The sequence below is a fragment of the Cytobacillus spartinae genome, assembly GCF_042865285.1.
Classification (GTDB): domain Bacteria; phylum Bacillota; class Bacilli; order Bacillales; family Cytobacillaceae; genus Robertmurraya_A; species Robertmurraya_A spartinae.
Genome location: NZ_JBIACK010000003.1, coordinates 317,973 through 337,538, shown reverse-complemented (window position 1 = coordinate 337,538; position 19,566 = coordinate 317,973). Strand labels below are relative to the sequence as shown.

Sequence of the window (19,566 nt, the reverse complement as noted above, 5' to 3'; positions counted from 1 at the left end):
ATTAAGGGGGTGCGGACCATGAAATTAAAAACAACCTATCTAGGTGAAGTCCATTCATTTTCAGATCTAAAAGATCTTTTTGCAAAAGCGAATGAAGAAAAGTCTGGTGATCGATTAGCGGGAATAGCGGCTGAAACAGTTCAGGAAAGAATTGCTGCAAAAGAGGTATTAAGTGGTCTAACACTGGCTGATATTCGAAATCATCCACTACTCCCACCTGAAGAGGATGAAGTCTCTAGAATGATTGATGGATCGGTCAATGAACGAACCTATTCATCTATTAAAAATTGGTCGGTCGCAGAGTTAAGGGAATATATTCTTTCTAATCAGACGACTGATCGTGATTTGAAAAGAATAAGCAACGGGTTAACTAGTGAAATGATTGCAGCTGTGGCAAAGTTAATGTCCAATATGGACTTAGTGTATGCAGCTAATAAAATTGAAGTCCTTACAAAATCCAATATCACCATTGGACATAAAGGAACACTATCTTCCAGGTTACAACCAAATCATCCAACTGATGATGTGGAGGGAATTATCGCCTCTATTAAAGATGGTCTATCTTACGGAATCGGCGATGCGGTAATTGGGATCAATCCAGTTGATGATTCCGTCGAGAGTGTAAAAAGATTGCTTCATGCTACTCATGATTTTATTCGTGATTGGAAAATTCCTACGCAAAACTGTGTATTGGCTCACGTGACCACCCAAATGAAAGCCATTCGCCAAGGAGCACCTGCAGACATGATATTCCAGAGTATTGCAGGGACAGAAAAAGCCAATCACTCTTTTGGTATTACGGCTGAGCTTTTACATGAAGCCAATGAACTTGCCCGCAGAGAAGGAACAGGAACAGGGCCTCAACTACTCTATTTTGAGACGGGCCAGGGTTCAGAGTTATCGGCAGAAGCACATCACGGAATAGACCAAATGACACTAGAAGCTAGAAATTACGGGTTTGCAAGATGCTATAACCCGTTTATCGTGAACACGGTTGTTGGGTTTATTGGTCCAGAGTATTTATACAACAATAAACAAATTATCCGTGCGGGACTAGAGGACCATTTTATGGGGAAAATGCATTTGCTTCCTATGGGTGTAGATGTCTGTTATACGAATCATGCGAAGGCAGATCAAAATGACATGGAGGATTTAGGCGTTTTGTTAACAGCTGCTGGAGTGAATTTTCTCATATCGGCACCGATGGGTGATGACTGCATGCTTAATTACCAGTCGCTTAGCTACCATGATATTGCTACATTGAGGCAAACGATGAATAAACGAGTTGCTCCAGAATTTCATCGTTGGCTTGTTGATATGGGAATTCTCTCAAATAATGGATGGTTAACGGAAATGGCTGGTAATCCAACGATTTTTAATAGATAAGCAATCTTATGAAAGATACTCTAGTTTGGATAGAAGTAATTAGTAAAGGAGTGACACAATGGATGCCCAGTTAGTAGAAAAGATTACTAGAGCTATAATATCTAAACTGTCCGAAAACGAATTGGCCAGCAAACAAGTAGAGGTAGTTGATTCGAAATCTGATAGTCACCTCGATATGGTTAAATTCTCTCCCATTTCAAGAGAAGTAGTAGAGGAGAAAGAAGAACCATCAGATAACCTGAACGAACACAAGGAGATATCCGAAGAACTTCGGGAGATGAGATCAAAAACACCAGCGCGAATTGGCGTAGGTCGATCAGGACCACGTCCACTTACGAATACGTGGCTTAAGTTTCGGTATGACCATGCCGCAGCAGTAGATACGGTTTCTGGTGAGGTTTCAAAATCTGTTTTGGAGAGACTTAAATTATTTTCAGTGACAACAAAAGCTACTGAGCATGAGGTGTATATTAGACGTCCTGACTACGGAAGAAGATTATCTGATGAAGGGAAACGTTTAATAAAAGAAAAGTGTGTTCAGAACCCTAAAGTTCAAATCCTTATTTCAGATGGCTTAAGTTCAAAAGCCATTGAGGAAAATGTGGAAGATGTCTATCTATCTCTTGAACAATCACTCTCAAATATGGGCTATCAACTAGGGACTCCATTTTACATTGAACGTGGTCGAGTGGCCATTATGGACGAAATTGGAGAAATACTGAAACCAGATGTCATTGTACTGCTGATAGGGGAGCGTCCAGGATTAGTTAGTGCTGAATCCTTAAGTGCTTACTTATGTTATCAGCCAAGGGTCGGAACAATTGAAGCAGATCGAATGGTTGTATCTAACATCCACAAAGGGGGAATTCCACCTGTTGAAGCAGGTGCTTATTTAGGAACCGTTGTGGAAAAAGTACTAAGATATAAAGCTAGTGGAATTTCTCTTGTTCAAAAGGAAGAGTAAAGGAGACTCCTGCTATGAAGCTAAAACCCATTTACGCAGATATATTAGCCATTCGAATTATCTCAAATGTTCACCCTGATATGATTAAAAAATTTGGATTACCCCCTAACCATCGAAGCATGGGTATGTTTACCATCACGATGGATGACGTCGGAATGGTTGCGCTTGACGAGGCAACGAAGCAGGCGGATGTTGAAGTGGCTTACAACCACTCCTTTTATGCAGGTTCAGGGAATGCCTCAGGTCCGTTATCAGGTGAATTCATAGGGATCTTATCTAGTACCAATAATGAAGAGGTGAGAAGTGGCATAGATGCTATCGTTCAAACGGTGAAGTCACAGGCCCATTTTGAGGCGTTAAATGAGGAGGAGACACATGCTCTATTTGCCCATGTGGTGCCACGTTCAGGAAAGCTTTTATCAAAAGAGGCTAGTATTCAGGAAGGTGAGGCGATTGCCTATTTGATTGCGCCTCCACTTGAAGCAATGTTTGGTATCGATGCTGCTTTAAAGGCAGCGGATGTTGAATTGAGGAATTTGTTTAAACCACCTTCGGAAACGAACTTTGGAGGGGGACTTTTAACTGGTTCACAATCGGCATGTGAAGCGGCAGCAAGTGCTTTCCGGGATGCAGTCATCACTGTCTCCGAAAAGCCAACGCATTATTAATGGGGGGATGTAGAATGAGCTTGGATCAGGACCTTCTATCCATACAGGAAATGAGAAGTGCACTAAAAAGAGCACATGATGCCCAAAAAATATATGAGACCTTCTCGCAAAAGGAAGTAGATCGGATTGTAAAACATGTAGCGGATGCTGCTTTTCAAGCATCCGAAAGGCTCGCTAAGATGGCTGTAGAAGAAACGAGAATGGGTGTTGCACTGCATAAGAAAATTAAAAATGAAGTTAGCTCCCGTGACGTCTATCAGTCTATTAAGGATGAAAAAACGATTGGTGTGGTTCATCGTAACCATGTCTCGAAAGTAACAGATATTGCTTACCCATTTGGAGTGGTAGCAGCAATTATTCCCACCACTAATCCTACATCTACAGCGATTTATAAAACATTGATTGCGTTAAAAAGTGGAAACGGAATTGTCGTAAGCCCACATCCACGTGCGACCAACTGTACGATTGAAGCATTAAAAGTGTGTAATCAAGCAGCCATGGAAGCGGGGGCACCTGAAGGGTTGATTGGCTGGATATCAAACCCAACGCTAGAAGCAACGACGCAGCTGATGAAACATAAGCTCACGAATGTTATTTTAGCAACAGGTGGAGTAGGACTTGTTCGGGCGGCCTATAGCTCAGGAAAGCCTGCCTATGGGGTTGGGCCAGGAAATGTTCCTGTCTATCTCGAACAAACGGCAAATGTAGCGAAGGCGGTAAAAAATATTGTGGATAGTAAAACCTTCGACAATGGAACCATCTGTGCAACGGAGCAAGCCATTGTGGTCGACGAACAGATTAAGGACATCACGATTAGAGAGCTGAAAAAGAATAAGGTTTATTTTGTGGAGGGCGAAGAGAAGAAAAAGATGGAGCAACTCATCTCTCCAACAATCGGTCAGCTCAATCCCGATATTGTAGGAAGGTCTGCGGTAGATATTGCACGGATGGCAGGGATACATGTCCCAGCTGATACTCGTGTGATTATTGCTGAAGAAGACCGTTTGGAAAAGTCAGCACCGTTTTCAATTGAAAAGCTTTCACCCATTCTTGCACTATATACGGCATGGAATAAAGAAAAGGCAAAGGAGATCTGCATTGAGTTATTAAATCTTGGTGGGCGAGGCCATACCATGTCTATCCATACAAATGACCAGCAAATTGCTGAGGAGTTTGCCTCTTTAATGCCGGTTTCCCGAATCTTAGTTAATACTCTATCTTCAATTGGGGCAGTTGGAGCTACTACTGGATTAATTCCCTCCTTTACACTCGGATGTGGATCTTATGGAGGAAATATAACAGGTGACAATATATCAGCACGCCATCTCATTAATGTAAAACGATTGGCATTTGTGACAAAAGAAGTTCCAATCCCACAAGAGGAGTTAAAATCACTAAATTCCGTCCATATAGATGATGAAAAGATTCATGAGGTCGTGTCTAGAGTGCTAGAGAAGGTTCCATTTGATCAAAAAAACATGAATAAGAAAGAGTTAATGTTTCTTGTTCAGAAAATAGCTTCAGAGATTCATAGCTAAACAAGAAGGGGGCAAAAAGAATGGCTGATTTTAATGGTGCATTAGGAATGATCGAAACTAGAGGGCTAGTTGGTGCAATAGAGGCTGCCGATGCGATGGTCAAGGCGGCGAACGTGAAATTGAACGGGAAAGTGCACGTTGGAGGAGGGCTTGTAACAGTCTTCGTTAGTGGAGATGTCGGGGCTGTTAAGGCGGCAACGGAAGCGGGTTCTGAGGCAGTCAAACGCGTTGGAGAACTCCGCTCAGTACATGTCATTCCACGTCCACATGGTGAGTTAATGGGTGTTCTACCAGGTAATTAAGTGCCAGTTAGAAAAGCTGAGGTGGTGGAAAGTGTGAATAAAGCTCTTGGGATGATCGAAACGAAGGGACTCATTGCTTCTATTGAAGCAGCGGATGCGATGGTGAAGTCTGCAGATGTAACACTTGTTAGACAGGAAAAAGTTGATGCAGCTTTAGTGACAATCGTGATTGAAGGGGACGTTAGTGCTGTCCAAGCCGCACTAGAGGCTGGAAAAGAAGCGGCAAGCCGATTTGGTACGATTGTTTCCTCCCTCGTTCTTCCTCATCCAGATGAAGAAACAAGAAAGCTTATCAGTAAAAAGGAGAAGAAGGATGAAGTAGCGTCTGAGAATATAGAAGTAGTAAATGAAAGTGAAGTACCTGAGGTTGAAGATGACCATGAGGATACGGACGATAATTAGGAGTTTTACAGAAATGAGGTGAAACAGTTGAAGACATTTAATCGAAGAAAATTTGCGGTGATTGGAGCTGGTTTCACCGGTGCAACGTGCGCGATGATGTTAGCTCAAAAAGAGCTAGGAGACGTTGTATTAGTCGATATTCCGGAGATGGAGAAACCGACACAAGGGAAAGCATTGGATATGCTTGAATCGGGACCCGTTTGGAAATTCAATGTCTCTATTAAGGGCACGTCCGATTACGCACATATTAAGGGTGCAGATATGGTTATTGTGACAGCTGGGATCGCTAGAAAGCCAGGAATGAGTAGAGATGACCTCGTTTTAACAAATAAAGAAATTATGATAAATGTTTCTAAAAAGATAAAGGAATATGCACCAGATAGTTATGTTCTTGTGCTAAGTAATCCAGTAGATGCCATGACCTATACTTGTTATAAAACAACAGGTTTTCCGAAGAATCGAGTAATCGGTCAATCTGGTGTTCTTGATACCGCTCGCTTCAACACATTCGTGGCAGAAGCTTTAAATATTGCTGTTGAAGACGTAACTGGTTTTGTCCTTGGGGGACATGGTGATAGTATGGTACCACTCATTCGTTATTCGAATGTAAGCGGGATTCCGCTGGATCAAATTTTACCCAAAGAGCAAATTGATGCAATTGTTGAGAGTACGAGAAAAGGTGGGGGAGAGATTGTAAGTTTACTAGGAAACGGTAGTGCTTACTACGCACCTGCAGCTTCTCTTGTTGAAATGGCGGAAGCGATTGTCCATGACAAAAAGCGTGTACTTCCAGCCATTGCGTATTTAGAAGGTGAATATGGATACCGTGATATCTACTTAGGTGTTCCAACTGTATTGGGGGGGAGTGGAATTGAAAGCATTATTGAGCTTCCTTTAACACTTGAAGAAAAGGAACAGTTGGACGTTTCTGCAAATGATGTTAGGAAGACAATCAAGTTAATATCATAGCATGGTAGAACACTCCTAAAGTATTGGGAGTGTTTTTAACTATTAAAAGAATACTATTTTGAAATCTGGAATATGGTCACTACTATTAATTATTAGAATATTTGGATTTTTACAAACATAAACATAAGTATATTAGGAATCCACAACATTACACAACAATCCAAGAGAACACAAGCTAGGTTGAAGATAATCGGTGTGGTTTTATCAAAATGACGAAAGGGTGGTCTAGCATGTATCAATCTGTAAAGGGGAAAACGGTCATTGTCACAGGTGGTAGTAAAGGGATTGGTAAGGGGATTGCGTCTACTTTTGCCAAGAATGGTGCAAACGTTGTGGTGGTTGCCCGAAATTTAGATACGTCTAAAGCTTGTGTATCTGAATTAGCTGCTGACAATGGAAATGTGTATGCCGTTAGTGGGGATGTCACAGACCGAGAATCGATGGTAGAAGTTGCGAAAGAGGTATTTGGGAAGTTTGGTAGCATTGATGTTTTATGTTCTAATGCAGGAATTTTCCCTTCAGCAAATCTAGAAGAAATGACAAATGAAGATTGGGACCTTGTTATGAATACGAATGCAAAAGGAACATTTCACGCTGTCCAAGCATGTATTCCTTACTTAAAGAAGGCTGAATATGGAAGAATTATTATTACTTCTTCTATAACTGGTCCTGTTACAGGGTATCCAGGTTGGTCTCATTATGCAGCAAGCAAAGCAGCTCAATTAGGTTTTATGAGAACTGCAGCTCTAGAATTAGCAAGTGAGAACATCACAGTAAATGCAGTCTTGCCGGGCAATATTTTAACAGAAGGCTTGGAAGAGTTAGGTGAAGAGTATTTACAAGAAATGGCAGAATCAATTCCGATGAAAAAACTAGGTAGAGTTGAGGATATTGGCTATGCAGCACTGTTTTTAGCAACGAAGGAAGCAGGGTTTATTACTGGTCAAACCGTTATAGTCGACGGGGGACAAATTTTACCAGAAAACTAGAATTGAATTTTGAGTTTCATAGTAGGTGGTCTTAATTATGTCACTATCCTTTGAAGAACGAAAATCAAGAATACTAGAAGGACTGAATAAAGACGAGAAGGTGAACGTTCAAGAGCTTGCCAAACAGCTTCAAGTTTCTGGTGAAACGATTCGTCGTGATTTGGAACGGTTAGAAAAGGGGGGATTTCTCAAGAAAGTTTATGGTGGAGCAGTGAGAACGAACCAACAAGAGTGGGAATTGCCTTTCGATAAAAAAACGACTATCCATAAACAAGAGAAAAGGGCCATCTGTAAAGAAGCTGCCAATCTGGTGCAAGATGGGGACATCATTATGATTGGCAATGGAACAACTCCGTTAGATATTGTTCCTTTTTTAGCAGATAAAATTAATGTGACTTTAATTACTCATTCTGTTCCCTTAATGTTGAGTGCCATAGAAGTTTTTAAAGGTCAGTTGATTTTCATAGGTGGGGTATTTGAACGGAGTCAAAAATACACGAGCGGTCCACTTTCAGAAAGAATGCTTGATATGTTAAAAGCGAATAAAGCATTTATTGCTGCTGGTGGCATATCAGAGGACAACGGGATCACTGATTACGATATTAGTGGCGCTAGTATTTCTCGGAAGTTAATGGAACGTGCTGACGAGGTCATTGTCCTAGGTGATCATTCTAAATTTGGTCAAACTACATTCGCACATATGTGTTCTTTATCTGAGGTGTCAAAAATTATATCAGATAAGAGCTGTCCAGAAGAATGGAATCACATTTTGGTCCAAAAGGGAATTGAATTGATCATCGCAGAGGAAGTTTAAGTACTTAAACAAGTTTAATAGAAAAATATATGAGAAAGGAGTAGTTGAACTCATGAGTAATTCATCAGTTGATCCCTTAAAAGATTCCTTAAAAAAGTATTATCAAATTGCTAGTGAGGCCGTTAAGTGTTTCTCATTTCTTACTAAAAGTAACATAGAACTATTAAATTACTCTGAAAATGCAACCTATTTAGTGCAGAATCTAACAGAGACTAGTCAAAAATACATTTTACGAGTAGGAAGACCAGGATACCACACAAAACAAGAGGTGGAATGTGAATTAAAATGGCTAAAATCCATTGATCAACACTCTAAAATTAAAGTTTCGCTCCCTATTTTAGGGAATAATCAAGAGTATGTTCAGGTTGTTAAATATGGAAATGAGAACTTTTATTGCACTTTATTTACTTTTCTAAAGGGGAGTGCGCCGGAGGAGAATAACGAGCTTGAGCTTGTCAAACAATTCGAGGTTCTTGGTGAAATCACGGCCCAATTACATGAACATGTTGTAAATAACCGCGAAAGTCTTCAGGATATGACTAGATTAACCTGGGATTATGAGACGATTTTAGGACCTGAGCCAAAATGGGGAAGATGGCAGGATGGTTTAGCCATTACACCAGAGCGTCTAGAGTTATATGAAAAAGTAGCGGAAAAGATTAAACAGAGGTTAGATTACTTTGGAAAGGATCATAATCGATACGGACTAATCCATTCAGATATGCGCCTAGCTAATCTACTGGTAGAAGGTGACGAAATTAAGGTCATTGATTTTGATGATTGTGGATTTGGTTGGTTTTTATATGACTTTGCTACCTCCCTTAGCTTTATCGAACATAAAGCGTATGTACCTTCCTTAATTTCTTCATGGTTAAAGGGATATAGAAAAATCCGCGCGTTATCGGTAGAGGAAGAACAAGAAATACCAACATTTATTATGATGAGAAGACTACAATTAATAGCGTGGATTGGCAGTCGTGACAACGAAACTACAAGAGAGCTCGGAAGTGGATTTACAGATGAAACTGATGCTTTAGCCAAGAAGTATTTAGAACATACTACCATATAATTATAAATGTAAGCCCTTTCATTTTGCTTGTGATAAGTATGAGGGGCTTATCTCCATTTTTAAAAGGGACAGGGGGACAGGTTCCTTGTCCCATCAAAAAATAGTAGCGCAGTGGCCTTTCAACGCTTATAATTTTTACTTTCCTGCAGGAGTGTATATCTTTGTGTAGAATAACTTATCTGAAACCCCAATCTAAAGTAGCTTCTAAAAACCCTCTATCTAATTTCATAGAAATCTCCCAAAATACATTTCCTATTAACTTTCATTACTCCAAAAGAGAATCCAAAAACCCCTTTCTGTACAAATTAAATAGTTTCGAGGTGAATAATTTTGCCAAGGAGAGCGAGGAAAAAGAGTAGTAATGGCATGTACCACATTATGTTGAGAGGAATCAATAAGCAGAGTATTTTTGAGGATGATGAGGACAAGCATAAGTTCCTGAGCATCTTAAAAAAGTTTAAAGACATAAGTAGGTTTGAGCTTTACTGTTACTGTCTAATGGATAATCATGTTCATTTATTAATGAAAGAGTCGGAAGAAAGTATTTCTATTACTATTAAGAGGATAAGTTCAAGCTACGTATACTGGTATAACATGAAATATGAACGTTGCGGACATTTGTTTCAAGAACGATATAGGAGTGAAAGTGTTGAAGACATATCATACTTTTTAAAAGTGCTTCGATATATCCACCAAAATCCTATAAAGGCAGGCTTGGCAAATAGTGTATTAGAAAGTAAATGGACGAGTATTAATGAGTATTTTGAAAAAGACACTTTTGTCGATATAGATCTTGGACTCTCTTTATTTTCTCAATATCAAAACACAGCTATTCAATTGTTTAAGGAGTATATGGTTAAATCGAATAATGATCAATGTTTGGATGATAAGTTAAAAGAGAGAATGTCTGATAGTGAAGTAAGAGAACACATGCATAAGATAGGAATATCAAATATTAGTGTATTACAACAACTTGACAAGGATAAAAGAGATGTAGCACTGGCTAGGTTGAAAGAGCTAGAGGGCGTAAGCTTGAGACAATTATCAAGAATAACAGGAATATCAAAAAGTGTTATTCATAGGGCACTTCAATAAGGTGGGACGCAGGGACAGGTCCCTTGTCCCAGCAATATTTAGGGACAAGGGACCTGTCCCCGTGTCCCTAAAACACCAACAACGACAACAGAATGATCAATGTGGTCATTGCCCATAACAAGTATCTAGTTAATCTTCCGTCATGATAGGTACTTAACTTATGTCCTGTAGCTACAAATCGTTTAGCTATTTTACGATATACATCTTCATATGGATGTCTCTCATCATTCTTCACTAAATATTTCTTTAATAAAATAAATGTAAGGATGGACAAAAGAAAGGGTTTCATTCCACTTAACAGATGTTTTGTTTCGAAATAATGAATATCTACATGCATGTTCGTTAAACTTTCTAATAAAGAAGGATGAACCCCAACCAATAGCATCATAACTGTTAAGATTCCCAATCCTAACTGCATGCCGATTGCTGGTTTTTTTTCTAAGCTCACATTACTATTTTTAAAAAAGGCATAATAGATAAATTTTAAGAACATGAGAGAAGTCCCGAAACTCATCAGGTTCAAACCCCATGTTAATACTGGGTCGTGTAAAGCGTCTTTAATAATGGTTTTGCTCATATAACCATTAAAAAAAGGAACTCCTGCTATCCCCAAAAAAGCTACCCATGTTGCAATTGAAGTCACGGGAAGTTTCTTACGCATGATTCCTAAACTCTCAAAGTGATCTTTTCCTGTCGTATAAATGACCACCCCCACTGCCATAAATAGTACTGTTTTATATAAGATGTGATTAACAAGGTGAAAGATGGCTCCCGCTATTCCCTCTGCAGTACCCACACTAATCCCCATAATCATATACCCAACCTGGATGATGATTGAATAACTCAAGAATTTACGAACTTGACTTTCACGTAAGGCCATAACAATTCCAAACAAGGCGGAAATAAGACCGGCATATGCCAAAATATGCATCTCAGACAGCAGACGGGACATGACATATACGCCCACTTTTGTCGTATAGATGGACAAAACGACTGCTACATAAAAAGGAGCTTTGCTGTATGCTAGTGGCATCCAAGTATGGAAACCGATAAAAGCAAGCTTAATGGCTATGGCAATCATAAAAAAAGGGATTGATGCTTCTTCTATAGCATTCAATGATAAACTACCTGTAGCCGAATACTGTAAAAATAACCCCCATAATAGACTTAAACTTCCTGCCACATGAATGAGGAAATAATAATATCCTGTTTTCATCGTCACATCGCTTGCCAATAGAATAAGAAAAGCTGAACTGATGGTCATTAAATCCCAGAAAACATAAAGAGTAAACAAATCTCCGGAAAAAACCACGCTTAGGGCACTACCAATAAATACAAATATCAAACTTAAATGAATTCGAGAACATACACTTATTGAATAAATAACAGCAGCCAAACCAGCAAAAGCAAAAATCAATCCTGTTAATTTACTGATAGGATCTACTTTAAAAGGAACTAGGGTAAGTGTTAGAAAATCCAGTTGAAAACTAGAACCAGGTAGTAAAAAGTAAGTAAGGATAAGAGCTCCTGCGGTTACAACGAAAGATAGGATATATTTTAATCGATCATGAACGGGCAAAAGTAAAAGAATAGCACCTGTAAAATATAAGAGACCTGGAGTAAGCATCTTCAACCTCCTAGTAAAATTCTTATGTATTCCCCATTATCTAGCAAAAAGTCCGGAATTTTATTGATTAGACTTAAAGGCAAAGAAGGTACTATCCCAAACAAAATACATAAACTGCCCAGAAATAGAGTTGGTAATTTTAATGAAAAGTGCGGTTCTTCTATTACGATTTCTTTTTCAGTTTTTGTATATAAGGTAACAATTACTTTTAAATAGTACGTTAGAGATAAGAACGTTCCGACCAGAATAAAAAAGCCAGCATACACAAAACCAGATTCTAGAGCTGCTTCAACAATCAGCCATTTACTGAGAAACCCGTTAAAGGGAGGGAGGCCAACGATGGCAAGGGAAGCAACCACAAATGTAAAAGAAAGTAGAGGGAATTTATAACCCAAACCTTTTAGATCTTTTATTTTAACAGCGGTTAAACTATAGTTAAAAATGGCTGCAACAAAAAATAAAGTCCCTTTCATGATGGCGTGATTTAGAATATGAAAGCTTCCCCCAATTAATCCTTTTTCACTGCCTACAAATAATCCAACCGTGATATATGCGATCTGGGCAATGCTAGAATATGCAAGAAGCCGAATTAAATTTGATTGCTGAAAGGCTAAAAAATGAGCCATCAAAAAAGTGATTACCCCCCAGAAAACACCAATCTGAAGCATTCCACTTTTATCTAGGAAATCAAGTCCAAACACAATATAAAGTACTCTGATTAATGCATATACAGCAGACTTCATCACCAATCCCGATGACAAAACATTGTAAGGGATAGGGGAGTCTTCATATGCATCTGGTAGCCAGGCATAGAGAGGAATTAACCCTATTTTTATGGCATACCCAAACACAAAAAAGGCCATAAGGATACTCTTTATCTTAAAAGGGATGTCTTTAAATACGAGAGAAATTTCTGCCATATTTAGCGTTCCAGTTAAATAGTAAGTTAAGACGGTAGCGAGTAAAATAAAGAAGGTCCCTAATGTAGACATGGTCAAATACTTGAATGTACCTTCTATTCCTTTATCCGTATTTTTCAGCACCGTCAAAGCAACTGAACTCAGAGAACTCACTTCCAAAAACACATAAAGATTGAATAAATCCGTAGTCAGCACCATTCCTGCAATGCCGCCGATCATCAAATAGGTAAAAGTAAAATAGATATGTTTATGAGTTTTGAGATACTTCAGGGAAAAAATAATAACAGGTAAAAATAACAAGGCTATGATTAACAAAAACATGGCAGAAAGAGGATCCACCATTAAATTTATTCCCAAGAGCCCCCAGCTACCAACACTGTAAACGTTTGGGGGATCACTATTTTGAATAGCTGAAATTAATATATAAAGATAAAGGATTGCACTACCGATTACCAAAGGAGTAAGAAGTTTTTTAGAATAGAACACTTTTGATATTCCAAGAAAAAATGCGGTTAATAAAGGTAGTATGATCACCCAGACAGCTGATTCCATTATTAACCTCCCGAAAATTAAAAATTATCCTCTCAGTTTTCGAACCTGATCCACGTTTAAAGTTCCATATCTTTTATAGATTTTAATCACCAACGCTAGCATGACCGCTGTTACACTTCCCCCAATCACAATGGACGTCAAGGCGAGTGCCTGAGGGATAGGATCCACTACGATTTCATATGGTTTGTCTAAGATAGGAGCCGTTCCACCTGGTTTATAACTTACTAGCATTAATAATAAAATCAACGAAGACTCTGCAATTGAAAATCCTATCACCATTTTTATTAAATTTTTCTGGGTAATGATTGTATAGATACCAAGAGAAAACAACATGATGACGACTATATATGGGATTTCCACAATTATTTCTCCTTTACTAAGCTACTAAAAATGATGGCCATCCCAGCTCCTACTTTCATGCCAATCATGACATTTAAGAAAGGGATTAACCCGGCACTGATTAATTCACCGGTCTCTCCAGGACCAAAATGGGCTTGTCCGTTGGCGAGGAAATTGGCTCCAGTCCATACTCCTAGTAATCCCAGTAAAATAAAACCGATCACACCAATATCTTCTGCTAACTTTTTTTGGGCAGGTTTGAATTTATACTCGGAGAAATCAACCCCATAAGTTATGGTCAAAGAAATAGGAATCATAGCTAAAACAACTCCTCCAACAAACCCTCCGCCAGGACTTAGATGACCGAAACTTATTAAATAGGCTCCTAAAACAGCTACATATAGGGTGATCCATTTCACCGTTTGACTAACCAGCGTGGTAAATCTAGTACCCAACATTCTTGCTTTTCTTACGGGAACCATAAAAGCTAAAATAGTGCCAGCTGTTAAAAGCACCGTTGTTTCACCCAAAGTATCAAAAGCCCGGTAATCATATAGGACTGAAGTAACTAGATTGATCGCACCGGTTTCCTGTACCCCTTGAGAAATATAGTGTTCAGATAAATGTCTTTCACGATTACTATCAAGGTTCTGTATTTCATAGAATACGTTTAATAAGAAGAGAGCCAGTAAACCAACAAGGCCAAATTTATAAGATTTTTTAACCAATGCTTGAATCTTATTCATTTCGTCGATACTCCGTTTTATTGATTGCAATGACAAAAAAGCCAGTCGTTAAGCCTGCGGTAATGACGGCCTCAGCCAGAGCCGCACTCGGGGCCTGGAGAATGACAAAAATAATGACTAGAATGGCACCGAATATAGGGAGAGCAATAACGGAGGTTGATAGATCTTTAGCAAAAACCATGAAAAATGCAGTAAATAGTAAAAAGACCATTAAAAGATTCAATATGATATGCATCAGGATTCTACCTCCCATCACTCATCCATGGTTTTAGGGATTCCATTCTCAGTATTTGCAAAACTGGCAATGACATGAATGACTATTGGATTCGTGATTACTAACAAAATAATGATTACGATAAGCTTTAAAGATACATAAATACTGCTTTCTAGAAATATACAACCCACTAGTACTGAAATACCTCCAGCCATCAAGCATTTCGATCCGGCATGTAACCGCGTGTACAAATCAGGAAAACGAATCATTCCCACAGCAGTACTTACCACAAAATAAATACCAACTATAAAAAATACGTAAGCAATTATTTGCGTTAATTCAATCACCAGCACCACCTTTTTCTGGTTGTCTAAAGTATTTTGTCATGATTAAAACAACGATGAATAGTAAAACCCCATAAACTAAAGCCACATCCATAATCATTTTTCTATCAAAAAAATAACTTAATAAAACTAAAACCAATAAAAACATGACACCTATGGAATTCATAGCAACGATCTTATCCGGTAAACTAGGACCTTTTATTACTCTATAAAAAGTTAAAATAGCAGATAAGACAATCACTAGTATTAAATAGAGCACTTCGATCACACTCCAAATTGATTAATCAAATATTTTAGCGATTAAATTCTCATGTTTTCTCATAAGTGCTTTCTTTACTTCAGCTTCATCGTCACTTTGAACATCTATCCAGTGAATAAAATAGCTCTTATTTAAATGGTCAAAATCCAATGCCAAGGTGCCCTGAGTCAAGGTAATAAAGTGGGCTAGAATAGCACTGCTGTTTGAACTTTTAAGAGACGTTTTTATTCTAATTTTTCGAGAAGAAAATGACGGTTTCATTTCAAATGCATGTCTGGATATTTTGAACGCAGATAAATATACATCATATATAAAAGCCAAGATCACCCAAATGATGATATATATTTTTTTGAGAAATTCTTTCGTTCCATATTTTGTTTGTGCGAATATAAACTGATCTGCGTACATAAACGAAATAATCGAACAAATCATAATACCAAGCGAAAATACCTCGATATTAACGCGACCTGCAAAAATAAACCATAATGCCAGAGTTAGAAAAAAAGTTAATAAATTTTTCTTCAAATGATGTACCTCGCTTTACAATTAGCTATCACTTGGAATTCTTATTATTACCAATTAATGAAATGTTATGAAGAGATAAATTCTAAGGATATGGTGTAGTACAATGTGTTAAGTTCGTGTATAGGACAGAAGAATAAGAAATTGATTGAAACCCTTGTAGTTAGTGGGGATGATTGGGAAATAAAATAAGCATTTTTGACGCAAACTCCAATGAATTTGAAAAAAAGTACTTAATCATGGTATAAGTGTAACAGAGGTAAGGGCAGGGACAAGGGGACAGGTACTGCGTCCCAGAGGAATGGTGGGACAGTGAACCTGTCCCTCTGTCCCTGCCATATAATGAGAGGATTTGAACTTTAAGATGAATAATAATTTTTGGCGTGATTTACCACGACCTTTTTTTATATTAGCACCAATGGAAGAAGTGACGGATGTTGTTTTTAGGCATGTAGTGAGTGAAGCTGCAAGGCCTGATGTTTTTTTTACAGAGTTTACAAATTCGGAGAGTTATTGTCACCCTGAGGGGAAGAAAAGTGTACGTGGTCGGTTGACTTTTACAGAGGATGAACAACCGATGGTAGCCCATATTTGGGGGGACAAGCCAGAATTCTTCCGGGAAATGAGTATTGGGATGGCGGAGCTTGGGTTTAAGGGAGTCGATATTAATATGGGCTGTCCTGTTCCTAATGTGACGCAACACGGAAAGGGTTGTGGCCTGATCCGTCGTCCGGACGTTGCTGCCGAATTAATTCAGGCAGCAAAAGTGGGAGGACTGCCTGTAAGTGTAAAAACAAGGCTTGGATTCTCTGAAGTGGACGAATGGCGTGACTGGCTGACACACATATTGAAACAAGACATTGCGAATCTTTCCATTCATCTGCGGACAAGAGAGGAAATGAGCAAAGTCCCTGCTCATTGGGAACTGATCCCTGAAATTAAGATACTACGTGATGAGGTGGCACCAGACACACTCTTAACGATCAATGGGGATATTCCTGATTACCAAACGGGCTTAAAGCTTGCTCAGCAATATGATATTGATGGGGTTATGATTGGACGTGGTATTTTCCATAATCCATTTGCTTTTGAAAAAGACCCGAGAGAACATAGTAGTGAGGAATTACTTAATCTCTTAAGGTTGCATATGGATCTCCATGATAAATATTCGCATTTAGAACTACGACGGTTCACAGCTCTTCATCGTTTCTTCAAAATCTATGTTAAAGGATTTCCAGGGGCGAGTACATTAAGAAATCAATTGATGAACACAAAGACAACTGATGAAGTGCGGGCATTGCTTGATAATTTTGCGGTGAAGAATGTTGATGGCATGGTGGAATAGTGAAAGTTTCAATAGATGAAAAGAAATAGTCACCTTAGCTTGGTCGAGCAGGGTGGCTATTTTTTTTTCACAGCAACGACAAGTGATTTCCAAAAAAGTGGAACTTTCTCAGTACCATTCTGTTCTATTAATACTCATAAAAGTAGATCCTCGTCTGATAAAAATCACTAGCTATAATTGTTTTGCTAGGCTTACGGTTTGGAACGGCAAAAGTATGTGAAACGACCATTGTTTCTTTGGTTAACTGCTCATGAAATTGCTTTTCTAGTCGAGTCATGGCACCAGGATACAAATAACAAACGATTAAATTGTACTTTGACAAATCGGATTTATAAAAATTTTTCCGTAAAACAATTAGATTGGTTTGAGAGAATAACCATTTTCTAATGACTATAAACGTGTATGGTATGAGGGAGTTTTCAAAGGCTGTAATCGTAGCAGAGGGAAACTTTTTGGCAAGTTGAAAAGCTAATGTTCCCCAGCCAGCACCAAGTTCCGCAATTTGAGTTACGGGTTCAGAAGGAAGATTTTCAACCAAAATCCTCTTAACTTTTGGTAATGTCGGCATAGGTGAGATTCCATTTTTTATGGTTGCATACACAATGGAAAGAAATGAAAAGAACACTATTGAAAAAACAATGCTATTTAGTATAAACATGATGGCCCCTAGTTTTTATCCTATTGTACCAAATGGTTTGGGAAAGTAATAACACATCAAAAGATTTTGCAAATTTAAAATGAATAAGAAATATATTAGCGGAGGTGGACCGGACTAAATATCCCCTCCATCTTTCTTTTACAACGTATTCTTCGTATTAATCGTACTCTTCGTATTCATAGCCCATTGGCATCGATTTGATGTAAGGAGATATAATCTTATAATCACATACAAAAAGGGGAAGTGTCATAATGAAATACACAGCATAGTGTCTAAACACAGTAGGGGAGAATACATAGCATTAGTGCCAGCATTCTATAATGGCTTTGAGTATGCAAGAACATATTCATATGATTTAGATAAGCTAGAAGTACTTGACCTTGTAGAACAGGAAATAGATTACTTGCAGCGTAATAAAATGGAGATACCTACTGACATCGTGTTAGATGGAGAGTTAACTAAATACCTACCCTATGATGAATTGGAAGAAGGAGAAAGTTTTGGAGAGCCGTTTATTATGACAGTTGAGATTAAGGTGAAAAAATAACCTCAGAATATTATAAGGCTCAAAAAAGTGCACTCTCATTACTCAAGAAGTCGATAAGTATTCGGCATAACAAAGAGTTGCAGGCACTGCTTATAATGAGAAATCTGGTACAATTAGAAAAAATTATATGGAGGCTTTAATATGTACAGCTTTAGGAATGATTACAGTGAAGGTGCACATCCTCGGATCTTGAATGCATTAATGGAAACCAATCTTGAGCAGGAAGCGGGATATGGAGCTGATCGTTTCACTCGTGAAGCGGTTGAATTTTTAAAGGGTAAGATGGGACAAGCTGATGTGGATGTTCATCTGTTATCAGGTGGAACACAGACAAATTTGATTGCTATTTCCGCTTTTCTTAGACCGTATGAAGCAGCGATTTCTGCGAGTACTGGCCATATTTTTACCCATGAGACAGGTGCGATTGAGGCTACGGGACACAAAATTCTATCAGTGGAAACGAGCGATGGGAAGTTAACCACTGCTCACATTGAAGGGGTGCTTGAAGCTCATACGGATGAGCATATGGTTAAGCCAAGACTAGTGTACATATCTAATTCGACTGAGATTGGCTCGATCTATTATAAGAACGAGTTGGAAGAGTTAAGTGCATGTTGCCGGGAAAACAATCTCCTTCTATTTATGGACGGTGCGAGACTGGGGTCTGCGCTTTGTTCTGAAGAAAGTGACCTTTCATTAAGCGATCTTCCGAAACTAGTGGATGCCTTCTATATTGGTGGAACAAAGAATGGCGCGCTTATTGGGGAGGCGCTAGTGATTTGCCGTGAAGCTCTTCAAGAGGATTTTCGATTCCATATGAAGCAAAAAGGGGCACTGCTTGCAAAGGGGAGGCTTTTGGGAATTCAGTTTCGAGAGCTTTTTAGAGATGACTTATTTTTTGAGTTAGCCCTCCATGCCAATAAGATGGCAGGACTCATCAGAGACGAGATAAGCTCAGTTGGTTTTAAATTTTTGACACATTCACCTTCAAATCAAATCTTTCCTATCTTACCAAATTCATTAATTGCAAAGTTAGAAGGTAAATACGGGTTTTATGTTTGGGAGAAGATCAATTCAGAACACTCTGCAATTCGGCTGGTAACGTCTTGGGCAACGAAAGAAGAAGCTGTGCTTGCATTTATTGAGGATATGAAAAGGGAGTTGGATTGATCTTGGGATTCTTTTTTCATACCAATAGAAGAGAGTTCGTAATTCCGAGTGGTTTCTTTAATGATATTTTCCATAATCCATTTACCTTTAAAAGAGAGCCGAGAGAACATAGTAGTTAATAGTATAG

The 19,566-nt window shown here is 38.6% G+C and carries 23 protein-coding genes; 14 read left to right on the top strand and 9 right to left on the bottom strand.

Annotated elements, in window-relative coordinates; genetic code table 11:
- Window positions 1-18: 18 nt before the first annotated feature.
- From ACFYKX_RS09590 to ACFYKX_RS09540, 11 genes are all read left to right on the top strand, one after another.
- Window positions 19-1,386 (top strand): ethanolamine ammonia-lyase subunit EutB, encoded by a 1,368-nt coding sequence (locus ACFYKX_RS09590; RefSeq protein ID WP_389360453.1) that lies wholly within the window; start codon window positions 19-21, stop codon window positions 1,384-1,386.
- Between the two features lie 58 nt (window positions 1,387-1,444).
- Complete coding sequence (gene eutC, locus ACFYKX_RS09585; RefSeq protein WP_389360451.1) at window positions 1,445-2,350, top strand: ethanolamine ammonia-lyase subunit EutC; 906 nt, start codon at window positions 1,445-1,447, stop codon at window positions 2,348-2,350.
- Window positions 2,351-2,364: 14 nt separating this feature from the next.
- Entirely contained in the window at window positions 2,365-3,018 is a 654-nt protein-coding gene (gene eutL / locus ACFYKX_RS09580) for an ethanolamine utilization microcompartment protein EutL (protein ID WP_389360449.1), read from the top strand.
- A 14-nt stretch (window positions 3,019-3,032) separates the two neighbouring features.
- Window positions 3,033-4,556, top strand: a complete 1,524-nt coding sequence (locus ACFYKX_RS09575) for an aldehyde dehydrogenase family protein (RefSeq protein ID WP_389360447.1) — start codon at window positions 3,033-3,035, stop codon at window positions 4,554-4,556.
- 20 nt (window positions 4,557-4,576) lie between these two features.
- A complete protein-coding gene (locus tag ACFYKX_RS09570) occupies window positions 4,577-4,858 on the top strand; it encodes a BMC domain-containing protein (protein WP_389360445.1) in 282 nt (93 codons plus the stop codon).
- 33 nt (window positions 4,859-4,891) lie between these two features.
- Window positions 4,892-5,260 (top strand): BMC domain-containing protein, encoded by a 369-nt coding sequence (locus tag ACFYKX_RS09565; protein ID WP_389360443.1) that lies wholly within the window; start codon window positions 4,892-4,894, stop codon window positions 5,258-5,260.
- Window positions 5,261-5,287: 27 nt separating this feature from the next.
- Window positions 5,288-6,229: a malate dehydrogenase gene (gene mdh, locus ACFYKX_RS09560; RefSeq protein ID WP_389360441.1), complete on the top strand. Its 942-nt coding sequence runs from the start codon at window positions 5,288-5,290 to the stop codon at window positions 6,227-6,229.
- 230 nt (window positions 6,230-6,459) lie between these two features.
- Window positions 6,460-7,218: a 3-oxoacyl-ACP reductase FabG gene (gene fabG / locus ACFYKX_RS09555; protein WP_389360439.1), complete on the top strand. Its 759-nt coding sequence runs from the start codon at window positions 6,460-6,462 to the stop codon at window positions 7,216-7,218.
- Window positions 7,219-7,255: 37 nt separating this feature from the next.
- Complete coding sequence (locus tag ACFYKX_RS09550; protein ID WP_389360437.1) at window positions 7,256-8,032, top strand: DeoR/GlpR family DNA-binding transcription regulator; 777 nt, start codon at window positions 7,256-7,258, stop codon at window positions 8,030-8,032.
- 52 nt (window positions 8,033-8,084) lie between these two features.
- The gene (locus ACFYKX_RS09545) at window positions 8,085-9,101 is read left to right on the top strand and encodes a phosphotransferase enzyme family protein (RefSeq protein ID WP_389360435.1); all 1,017 of its coding nucleotides are present in this window, start codon (window positions 8,085-8,087) and stop codon (window positions 9,099-9,101) included.
- Between the two features lie 330 nt (window positions 9,102-9,431).
- Window positions 9,432-10,196: a transposase gene (locus tag ACFYKX_RS09540; protein WP_389360433.1), complete on the top strand. Its 765-nt coding sequence runs from the start codon at window positions 9,432-9,434 to the stop codon at window positions 10,194-10,196.
- Window positions 10,197-10,263: 67 nt separating this feature from the next.
- On the opposite strand, the gene ACFYKX_RS09535 is transcribed toward ACFYKX_RS09540, so the two are convergent.
- Genes ACFYKX_RS09535 through ACFYKX_RS09500 form a run of 8 tightly spaced genes read right to left on the bottom strand, consistent with a single transcriptional unit; the run spans window position 10,264 to window position 15,722 of the window.
- Window positions 10,264-11,823 (bottom strand): proton-conducting transporter transmembrane domain-containing protein, encoded by a 1,560-nt coding sequence (locus tag ACFYKX_RS09535; RefSeq protein ID WP_389360431.1) that lies wholly within the window; start codon window positions 11,821-11,823, stop codon window positions 10,264-10,266.
- Between the two features lie 2 nt (window positions 11,824-11,825).
- Window positions 11,826-13,295 (bottom strand): complex I subunit 5 family protein, encoded by a 1,470-nt coding sequence (locus ACFYKX_RS09530; RefSeq protein ID WP_389360429.1) that lies wholly within the window; start codon window positions 13,293-13,295, stop codon window positions 11,826-11,828.
- Window positions 13,296-13,319: 24 nt separating this feature from the next.
- The gene (locus ACFYKX_RS09525; protein WP_389360427.1) at window positions 13,320-13,655 is read right to left on the bottom strand and encodes a sodium:proton antiporter; all 336 of its coding nucleotides are present in this window, start codon (window positions 13,653-13,655) and stop codon (window positions 13,320-13,322) included.
- Window positions 13,656-13,657: 2 nt separating this feature from the next.
- Window positions 13,658-14,380 (bottom strand): hydrogen gas-evolving membrane-bound hydrogenase subunit E, encoded by a 723-nt coding sequence (mbhE, locus tag ACFYKX_RS09520; protein ID WP_389360425.1) that lies wholly within the window; start codon window positions 14,378-14,380, stop codon window positions 13,658-13,660.
- Window positions 14,373-14,615, bottom strand: coding sequence for a Na(+)/H(+) antiporter subunit B (locus tag ACFYKX_RS09515; RefSeq protein ID WP_389360423.1), 243 nt, complete (start codon window positions 14,613-14,615; stop codon window positions 14,373-14,375). The genes mbhE and ACFYKX_RS09515 overlap by 8 nt, the downstream gene beginning before the upstream one ends.
- Before the next feature lie 17 nt (window positions 14,616-14,632).
- Entirely contained in the window at window positions 14,633-14,941 is a 309-nt protein-coding gene (gene mnhG, locus ACFYKX_RS09510) for a monovalent cation/H(+) antiporter subunit G (protein ID WP_389360421.1), read from the bottom strand.
- Window positions 14,934-15,206, bottom strand: a complete 273-nt coding sequence (locus tag ACFYKX_RS09505) for a monovalent cation/H+ antiporter complex subunit F (protein ID WP_389360420.1) — start codon at window positions 15,204-15,206, stop codon at window positions 14,934-14,936. Before ACFYKX_RS09505 ends, mnhG begins: the two co-directional genes overlap by 8 nt.
- 12 nt (window positions 15,207-15,218) lie before the next feature.
- Window positions 15,219-15,722 carry a Na+/H+ antiporter subunit E gene (locus ACFYKX_RS09500; RefSeq protein WP_389360418.1) on the bottom strand — a complete coding sequence of 168 codons (504 nt, stop codon included), beginning with the start codon at window positions 15,720-15,722 and terminating at the stop codon, window positions 15,219-15,221.
- 361 nt (window positions 15,723-16,083) lie between these two features.
- Between ACFYKX_RS09500 and ACFYKX_RS09495 the strand changes: the two genes are divergently transcribed.
- A complete protein-coding gene (locus ACFYKX_RS09495) occupies window positions 16,084-17,064 on the top strand; it encodes a tRNA dihydrouridine synthase (RefSeq protein WP_389360546.1) in 981 nt (326 codons plus the stop codon).
- A 127-nt stretch (window positions 17,065-17,191) separates the two neighbouring features.
- Here the strand turns inward: ACFYKX_RS09495 and ACFYKX_RS09490 are convergent, their stop codons facing one another.
- Entirely contained in the window at window positions 17,192-17,722 is a 531-nt protein-coding gene (locus ACFYKX_RS09490; protein WP_389360416.1) for a methyltransferase, read from the bottom strand.
- A 304-nt stretch (window positions 17,723-18,026) separates the two neighbouring features.
- Here ACFYKX_RS09490 and ACFYKX_RS09485 point away from each other — a divergent pair, with 304 nt between their 5' ends.
- Window positions 18,027-18,269 (top strand): hypothetical protein, encoded by a 243-nt coding sequence (locus ACFYKX_RS09485; protein WP_389360414.1) that lies wholly within the window; start codon window positions 18,027-18,029, stop codon window positions 18,267-18,269.
- 141 nt (window positions 18,270-18,410) lie between these two features.
- Window positions 18,411-19,439 carry a threonine aldolase family protein gene (locus tag ACFYKX_RS09480; protein WP_389360413.1) on the top strand — a complete coding sequence of 343 codons (1,029 nt, stop codon included), beginning with the start codon at window positions 18,411-18,413 and terminating at the stop codon, window positions 19,437-19,439.
- The last annotated feature ends 127 nt before the right edge of the window (window positions 19,440-19,566 follow it).

Excerpts from the sequence above, each read along its gene's own strand:
- ACFYKX_RS09535 (WP_389360431.1), bottom strand. The coding sequence starts at position 11,823 with ATGCTTACTCCAGGTCTCTTATATTTTACAGGTGCTATTCTTTTACTT.
- ACFYKX_RS09515 (WP_389360423.1), bottom strand. The coding sequence starts at position 14,615 with ATGCATATCATATTGAATCTTTTAATGGTCTTTTTACTATTTACTGCA.
- ACFYKX_RS09495 (WP_389360546.1), top strand. The coding sequence starts at position 16,084 with ATGAATAATAATTTTTGGCGTGATTTACCACGACCTTTTTTTATATTA.
- fabG (WP_389360439.1), top strand. The coding sequence starts at position 6,460 with ATGTATCAATCTGTAAAGGGGAAAACGGTCATTGTCACAGGTGGTAGT.
- mbhE (WP_389360425.1), bottom strand. The coding sequence starts at position 14,380 with ATGAATAAGATTCAAGCATTGGTTAAAAAATCTTATAAATTTGGCCTT.
- ACFYKX_RS09590 (WP_389360453.1), top strand. The coding sequence starts at position 19 with ATGAAATTAAAAACAACCTATCTAGGTGAAGTCCATTCATTTTCAGAT.
- ACFYKX_RS09575 (WP_389360447.1), top strand. The coding sequence starts at position 3,033 with ATGAGCTTGGATCAGGACCTTCTATCCATACAGGAAATGAGAAGTGCA.
- ACFYKX_RS09570 (WP_389360445.1), top strand. The coding sequence starts at position 4,577 with ATGGCTGATTTTAATGGTGCATTAGGAATGATCGAAACTAGAGGGCTA.
- ACFYKX_RS09480 (WP_389360413.1), top strand. The coding sequence starts at position 18,411 with ATGTACAGCTTTAGGAATGATTACAGTGAAGGTGCACATCCTCGGATC.
- eutL (WP_389360449.1), top strand. The coding sequence starts at position 2,365 with ATGAAGCTAAAACCCATTTACGCAGATATATTAGCCATTCGAATTATC.
- eutC (WP_389360451.1), top strand. The coding sequence starts at position 1,445 with ATGGATGCCCAGTTAGTAGAAAAGATTACTAGAGCTATAATATCTAAA.
- ACFYKX_RS09550 (WP_389360437.1), top strand. The coding sequence starts at position 7,256 with ATGTCACTATCCTTTGAAGAACGAAAATCAAGAATACTAGAAGGACTG.
- ACFYKX_RS09490 (WP_389360416.1), bottom strand. The coding sequence starts at position 17,722 with ATGTTTATACTAAATAGCATTGTTTTTTCAATAGTGTTCTTTTCATTT.
- ACFYKX_RS09545 (WP_389360435.1), top strand. The coding sequence starts at position 8,085 with ATGAGTAATTCATCAGTTGATCCCTTAAAAGATTCCTTAAAAAAGTAT.
- ACFYKX_RS09530 (WP_389360429.1), bottom strand. The coding sequence starts at position 13,295 with ATGGAATCAGCTGTCTGGGTGATCATACTACCTTTATTAACCGCATTT.